5 protein-coding genes are annotated in these 7280 nt (G+C 29.5%); 1 reads left to right on the top strand and 4 read right to left on the bottom strand.

Features of this window, described 5'->3' with window-relative positions:
* Window positions 1–105 precede the first annotated feature (105 nt).
* Window positions 106–1422 (bottom strand): PQQ-dependent sugar dehydrogenase, encoded by a 1317-nt coding sequence (locus HF850_RS01795; protein ID WP_169103774.1) that lies wholly within the window; start codon window positions 1420–1422, stop codon window positions 106–108.
* Between the two features lie 227 nt (window positions 1423–1649).
* Here HF850_RS01795 and spoVB point away from each other — a divergent pair, with 227 nt between their 5' ends.
* Window positions 1650–3146 carry a stage V sporulation protein B gene (gene spoVB / locus HF850_RS01790; protein ID WP_169103773.1) on the top strand — a complete coding sequence of 499 codons (1497 nt, stop codon included), beginning with the start codon at window positions 1650–1652 and terminating at the stop codon, window positions 3144–3146.
* Between the two features lie 98 nt (window positions 3147–3244).
* Here the strand turns inward: spoVB and HF850_RS01785 are convergent, their stop codons facing one another.
* The 3 genes from HF850_RS01785 to HF850_RS01775 all read right to left on the bottom strand — a co-directional run bounded on the left by HF850_RS01785 (window position 3245) and on the right by HF850_RS01775 (window position 7274).
* Window positions 3245–4861 (bottom strand): polysaccharide biosynthesis protein, encoded by a 1617-nt coding sequence (locus HF850_RS01785; protein ID WP_169103772.1) that lies wholly within the window; start codon window positions 4859–4861, stop codon window positions 3245–3247.
* Between the two features lie 11 nt (window positions 4862–4872).
* Window positions 4873–5847 (bottom strand): RluA family pseudouridine synthase, encoded by a 975-nt coding sequence (locus HF850_RS01780; RefSeq protein ID WP_169103771.1) that lies wholly within the window; start codon window positions 5845–5847, stop codon window positions 4873–4875.
* A 245-nt stretch (window positions 5848–6092) separates the two neighbouring features.
* Window positions 6093–7274: a M20 family metallopeptidase gene (locus HF850_RS01775; protein ID WP_169103770.1), complete on the bottom strand. Its 1182-nt coding sequence runs from the start codon at window positions 7272–7274 to the stop codon at window positions 6093–6095.
* Between the last annotated feature and the right edge of the window lie 6 nt (window positions 7275–7280).

Raw genomic sequence — 7280 nt, 5'->3', positions numbered from 1 at the left:
TTTCATATGAATAAAATACATAAACCTGAAAAAGACTGTATCAAACTAGAGTTTAAAAACTCTAATTTTGATACAGCTCCTATTATTCTATATTAGATTATAATTTTACTTACCTTTACTATTATTTTCTATTTTTATCTTCTTATTTTCTTTCATTATAACTACCATCAAAAGGCAAATCCCAAAAACAAGTAAAAATATCCATACAGGTTTAGAAAGGTTAAATTTAAAATTCATTTTATTGTAATGAAGCTTATAAATACATCCTATCCCACTATCAAGAATATATATATTATCATTAAAATATTTTATTCCTGATACTATACTTTCATCTTTCATCTTTAATAATTCATAATGAATATTATTAGACGATAATGCTTCAATGATATTATTCTTTTTATTATAAAAAACCTTAGAATTCTTATCTAATACATTTCCACTTTTATCTATAGCTAAATATTTTATTATTCCCACATCTTCAAAAGCATACAAAGGAGCACATACTATGTTATTAGGTGGATTAGCAATTAAAGGCTTTATAAGTTTTTCATCTTTAAACTTAGGAGAACTAATGGGATCTCCTCCACTAAAATCTGGCCATCCATACCAAGCTCCCTTGTCTATCTTATAAATATAATCTGAATCCCTCTGTACAGGTCTATCCCCTACATTTTCCATGCCACCAACTATTCCAATCAAATTATCCTCACTATCTAAATCCCATCCTGTAATATTGCGTATTCCGCAAGCATAGAGGCTAGTTTTTTTATTATTTAAATCTATGTCTACAATAGATGCATTTCCTAAATTTTCAGCTTTTATTTTTTCTCCTTGTTTTGTAGAATTTCCATAAGGTACAAAAGCCCCTGTTTTATTTTCACCTAAATTTACACCATTTAAAGTTATGTTTATTGGACTTTTATCATAAGGAACTTTATAATCATTATAGTCTTCTTTATCTGCAATACCTGAATTTGTTGCAGCTCCTATAGATAATAGTAAATGTGAATCCTTTATTATCAAATTTCTACAGATACACCTTCCTTCGCTAGGTATTTTATCTAGTATTACATTAACCTTTTTTCCGTCAATATCACATTCCATAAGTTTATCATTGGTAACAAAAAATAATTTCTTATCATAATATAATACATTTTCAATATTAAAGTTATAATCTTCTAATATTATATTTTCTCGCCCATCACTTTTTAAAGATTTAATATATGTTTTATATGCAATATATGTGTTTCCTTCTTCATCCTTGTCAAATCCCACTGCATCTTTACAATTTTTAGCATATATATTTAGATTTATATTATTCTTAAGAGAACTAATTCTATACTTGTTTGAAAATTCAAAGATAGAAAATGCTGCTACAACTATTATTATTGCTGCTAACAAAAACTTAAAAAACCTTTTCACTACCACACCCCCATTTTGATACTCATACCCAGTACTAATTTCTTAATATCCTTCAACACCTTTTTTCCATATATTATTAATTAGCCCTACATCATTATGATTCCTTTACTAAATTTATATTTTTAACAATAAAAATAAGAACAAGTATTTTTAAAACAATGTAAGTTATAGAATATTCACCTTACTTTTTGAATATTATTTATAGTAACTTAAAGGAGTGGGTAGATATGGGACAAGATAATTTTTTTAAGAATTCATTCTTACTTACAGTGTCAAACGTGACAACCGGAATATTAGGTTTCATTTTCTCTATATATCTTTCTAAAGTATTAGGACCTGAAGGTATGGGACTTTATAATCTTGTAATGCCTATTTATAATTTATTTATCTGCCTTATGTCTGCTGGTATTGTGGCCTCAATTTCTAAAATTACCGCTGTATACACTGATAAAGGTCAGTATAACAATATAGTTAAGACTATTAAGGCTGTTTCAATCTTCAATATTGCTTGGGCATTTCTGATTGGACTTATGGTTTTCTTTTTAGCTCCGTCAATTGGACGATATGGTGTAAAAGATATGAGAACTATCAGTGCTATAAGAGTTATATGCCCTGCAATGGTATGTATAGCTATTTCGAATATATTTAAAGGTTACTTCTATGGGACATCTAAAATAACAGTTCCAGCTATTATTGATATCTGTGAAAAGGCTATGAGAATTGTAACTGTAAGTGTGTTACTATTTTTAACTCAAGCTAAAACCCTTGAAGGAATGGTTACACTAGCAACAGTTGCATTATGTATTGGTGAACTTCAAAGCTTATTTTTTTTATTTATATATTACAAATACACAATAAAAAGACTTCCAAAATCATATGAAGCTCCTGAAGGAAGTTTCCAATTATTATTTGATGTTCTGATTATATGTATTCCATTATGCATGAATGGATTTTTAACTAATATACTAGGAACGATGGCAACACTTATTGTACCTAGACGTCTTTTGGTGGCAGGATTCAATTATACAGAATCATTAAGCCTTATCGGCAAATATAATGGTATGGCTGTATGTATAATTACCATTCCAATGATTGTTGTATCAACTATAAATACTCTCCTTATACCTGATCTTTCAAAGACAATAAGTCAGGGAAAACAGTATGATGCTTCACTTAGAATAAAAAAAGTAATCAAACTTGCTTTCCTATTAGGTATTGCAACAACCATCGTCTGCAATGTAGTCCCTAATTCTCTTGGACAAATTTTTTTTGGCAGAGATGATTTAGGCGCATATATTAAATTTTCTTCTATTGCTGCTCCTATACTATTTACATCTCTCACAATGTTTGGCATTTTAAATGGGTTAAATCGTCAGAGCATAATACTCAGAAATTCTCTTATTGAAGCATTAATTGAGCTAGTATGTCTATATATATTAACTTCAATACCTTCAATAAATATCTTTGGATATAGCATAACAATATGTATTGCATGCAGTATAAGTCTCTTTTTGAATTTACATGAAGTTAACAAGCATATAGAAATAAATCTTAATATATATAATGTAGTAATATATACTCTATTAGGATTACTTGCTTTCATTTTAATAAATTTATTTGCAAAATACTTTTTTGCAAGCTCAATAATACTAAATACTTTTTCTGTTATTGGACTAACATTTTTAATATTTACTTACTTAGGTGGATTTGGAGAATACAACTAATTTATTTCAGCTTAACAAATATAATAAGGAGTATTTTCGCAGTTAATCGCAAAAATACTCCTTATTGTGTTTCAATATTTTATATTGTTAAAAGGATTTTATTTCATAGATTTTCTTAGAATTCTTGGAAGTAGCCCATATATTCTTCCAGATATGCTATCTAAATCGTTCTTTCTTATTCCACCTAAAAGAATCATTAAATATAAATATACAAATCCTCCAACTGCGATTATAAATAATGTAATGCAGCTTTTAATAATATAACCACCACCACTTAACGTTATAAATACATCAGAAGGCTTTTCTAATATTAATACTATTGCAGCCATCGCAAGTGATGATATAAGTGGAATTGTTACATTTCTTATTAGAGATATCTTTATTCTTAAAGTCTTTTTAAGGGCTCTCTGATTTAGTATCATAGGAATTAAGAACCATAATAAATTCCCTGCTACTACACCTAAGATATTGATATTTGGTATACCTACTAATATAAAGTTTGCAATTATCTTTGCCACAATACCTATACAGAATGTTACAAGAACATAATATAACTTATTCATACTTTGTAATATTGTTGTTTGTATCTGTACTACTGCTTGTATAACAAGTACTATGGACCCAATCATCATAAGTTCAAAACCTTCGCTTGTTCCATATAACATTTCAAAAACTGGGCCTGCAAGACATGATAAACCAATTGCCGCAGGAATTGTTATTATAAAAGTAATTCTAAATGCAAAATTCACATTCTTTCTTACTTCCTTTTTATTTTTAAGAGCAACGGCAGCCGAAACAGCTGGTAATACTGTTGTTGCAAGAGATGTAACTATTATAAGTGGTACTGATAATAGCGTCTTATATCTTCCTAAGACTCCATAAAGAGCCTGAGATTGTGTCAAAGTAAATCCTGCATGAGCAAGTCTGCTATTTACATTTACCATATCTACTAAACTTCCAAAGTTTTGTAGTCCAGAGGTTAAAGTTATTGGCAATCCATATCTTATAAGTTTTCTTATTATACTTTTTGTTCTTATTCTCTTTTGATTATGTTTTTCAGCTTCTTCATAGGCTTTTTCTTCAAATCGTTCTGATTTGTATACATAAATCATATAAAGGCAAGCAACCAAAGCACCTACTGAAGTACCTACAGTACCACCTGCACTACCATATGCAATAGTTATCTTTACTAGGAAAAATGCACATGTTAAGCTTACTAATATATTAATAACCTGTTCAAGTACTTGAGATACAGCAATTGCTGTCATACTGCTTATACCTTGGAAATATCCTCTATACGAAGAAAGTACAGATGTTACAAATATACTTGGTGCAAGCATCATTATTCCATAAGAAGCTTCTGGATTTTCAATTAAATTTCCTATTGGAAATGCAAGAAGCATAAGTAAAACAGAAATTATTCCACCTACTAAAGCAAGCAGCATTTTTGATATTTTTAACGTTCTTATAGCATCTTCATGTCTTCCATGAGCTGAAAGTTCTGCTACAAGCTTTGCTATTGCAGGCTGTGTTCCAAGGTTAGTTACAGCATATGCAAATAAAAATACTTCATAACAGTTTTGATATATTCCATATCCACTAAGTCCAAGAATTCTCTGAAGTATAGGAATATAAAAAACCGATATAATTTTACTTACAAGACCTGCTATTGAAAGTATCAGAAATCCCTTATTTGAGGACGACTTTTCTTCCACTAATGTACCTCCTATCTAAACGTCACTTTAAATACATCTTGTTTAATTTTTTTGAATAGCGGAGGTAAAGCTACTGCTATTGTTTTATTATCTAAATATTCTAGCTTACCTTTTATTTTTCTAAAATTAAGTTTATATGCATATAAATATTGATAATTTAAACCATATTTATTTTCAAAAAATGAATTAAGCTGTTTATCTCCATATTTATTATCTCCAATGATTGGTGCTCCAAGATATGATAGATGCGCTCTTATTTGATGGCTTCTTCCTGTAATAAGATTTATTTCTACTAATGAATAAGCTCCATTAGTTTCAACAGTTTTAACTTCCATTGCTATTTTCTTTGCACCATTAACTGGTTTTTCATAAATCTTTGAAATATTAGTTTCAGGATTTTTTAGTATATATGCTTCTTTTAATCCATCTTTAACTTTTCCTTTTGTTAACGCATAGTAATACTTCTTTATTTCGTCTTCCCTAATTGCTTCATTAATACATTTTAAGCCTTCAAAACTTTTCCCAAAAATAATCATTCCTGATGTATTTCTGTCAAGTCTATTACATGGCGCTGGTGTAAATGTAACTTCTTTTTCTGGAAGATAATCACCCTTGTCATTTAAATATGAAAGAACATAGTCTGTTAATGTTGGTTCTTCACTTTTGATACTATCAGAGTGAACTAATACTCCAGGCCATTTTTCTATTATAACTAAATTTTCATCTTCAAAACAGATTTTAATACGCTTTGGATCAACTTTTATGAATTTTTCAGTATTATCTTGCTTTTTGCTTTGTATATATTTAATTTCAACTATATCTCCTTCTTCTAAGAAGTACTTTTCATTTTGTTTCTTGCCATTAACTCTAATATCCTTTTTTCTTAACGCCTTAAATATTGCACTTAATGGTACATCCTTTAATAATTTTCTTAAAAATTTATCCAGTCTTTGACCTGCTTCGTTTGGGCCTATTTCTATTCTCAAATAATATCACTCCTACTTTTTTCAGTTAAGCCATCTCATAGTATTCATAAATTTATAAATTGCGTATAAACTTTTCAGTTAACAATTAACGGTTAATTATTACTTGTTAACTGACAACTGAAAGTTTTAAACTGTATATAAATTATTTTTCTACAATATAGCCTTTTGTTTATCTGTTGCCTCTTAGCATTATCTAGTTTTTTTGCTTTATTGTCAATTATATTAAGCTAACTTTAAAGCTTCCATTATTTATTTAAATACTTAAATACAGCTGTAGCTTGTATAGCTACACCTATTGGAAGCGCATCTTCATCAATGTTGAAAAGATCACTGTGAGCTGGTTGAAGCGTATCTTTTTCTGCATTTCCTGTTCCTAAGAAATAAAATGCTGAAGGTCTTTCCATTGCAAAATATGCAAAACTTTCCACACCCATCTTAGGAAATTTCTGCTCAATTACATTTTCACTTCCTATTATTTCCGCTGCAGACTCTCTCACAATATCAACATTTTCATCTGCATTATAAAGGCAAGGATAACTTTCTTCTATTATAATTTCAGCTTTAGCTCTAGATACTTCAGCAATTCCATTTACTATTTCTTTTAATCTTTCAATAGCAAAGGCCCTATCCTCTTTAGTCATAGTCCTTATTATTCCACTTAAAGTTGCTTCACCTGAAATAATATTCTGAGCTGTTCCTGCATGAATTGTTCCCACAGTTACTACTGCAGGGTTTACAGGATTAATTTCTCTGCTTACTATAGTTTGGAGAGCTATAACTATATGACTAGCTATAACTACTGGATCTACAGTTGTATGAGGATATGCTCCGTGTCCTCCTTGTGCAGTTATCTTTATTGAAAACGGATTTGAAGCTGCATTAACAACACCTTTTTTAACTTTTATAGTTCCTATTTCAGTCTGCTCATCTACATGAAGTCCAAATATAGCATCAACATTTGGGTTATCTAAAACACCTTCTTCTATCATTATTGGTGCTCCACCAGTAGTTTCTTCTGCTGGTTCAAATAATAATTTTACTGTTCCTGAAAATTCATCTTTATGGTTATTTAAAAGTTTAGCTGCTCCCATAAGTATAGTCATATGTGCATCATGGCCACACGCATGCATTTTACCTGGTTCTTTTGAGCTAAATTCACACTTTTTTCTATCTTGAATAGGAAGAGCATCCATATCTCCTCTTAACGCTACAACTTTATTATTCCCCTCTTTTGTTCCTTTTATAATTCCACAAATTCCAGTTTTTGCAGTTTCTATATAAGGAATTCCTAAACTATCTAAGTAATCCTTAATCACCTTTGAAGTTCTTGGAAGTTCAAATCCTACCTCAGGATGCTCATGAAAATTTCTTCTTATTGATATTAACTCATCCTTTATTGCTATTGCTTCATCTTTAAAATTAATCATTTATTT

The organism is Clostridium sp. SM-530-WT-3G, from assembly GCF_012843905.1.
GTDB lineage: Bacteria > Bacillota > Clostridia > Clostridiales > Clostridiaceae > Clostridium.
This window is presented reverse-complemented; position numbering and strand designations above follow the sequence as displayed.

Bases quoted from the DNA above. Each gene is read 5' to 3' on its own strand.
- HF850_RS01775 (WP_169103770.1), bottom strand. From the start codon at position 7,274: ATGATTAATTTTAAAGATGAAGCAATAGCAATAAAGGATGAGTTAATA.
- spoVB (WP_169103773.1), top strand. From the start codon at position 1,650: ATGGGACAAGATAATTTTTTTAAGAATTCATTCTTACTTACAGTGTCA.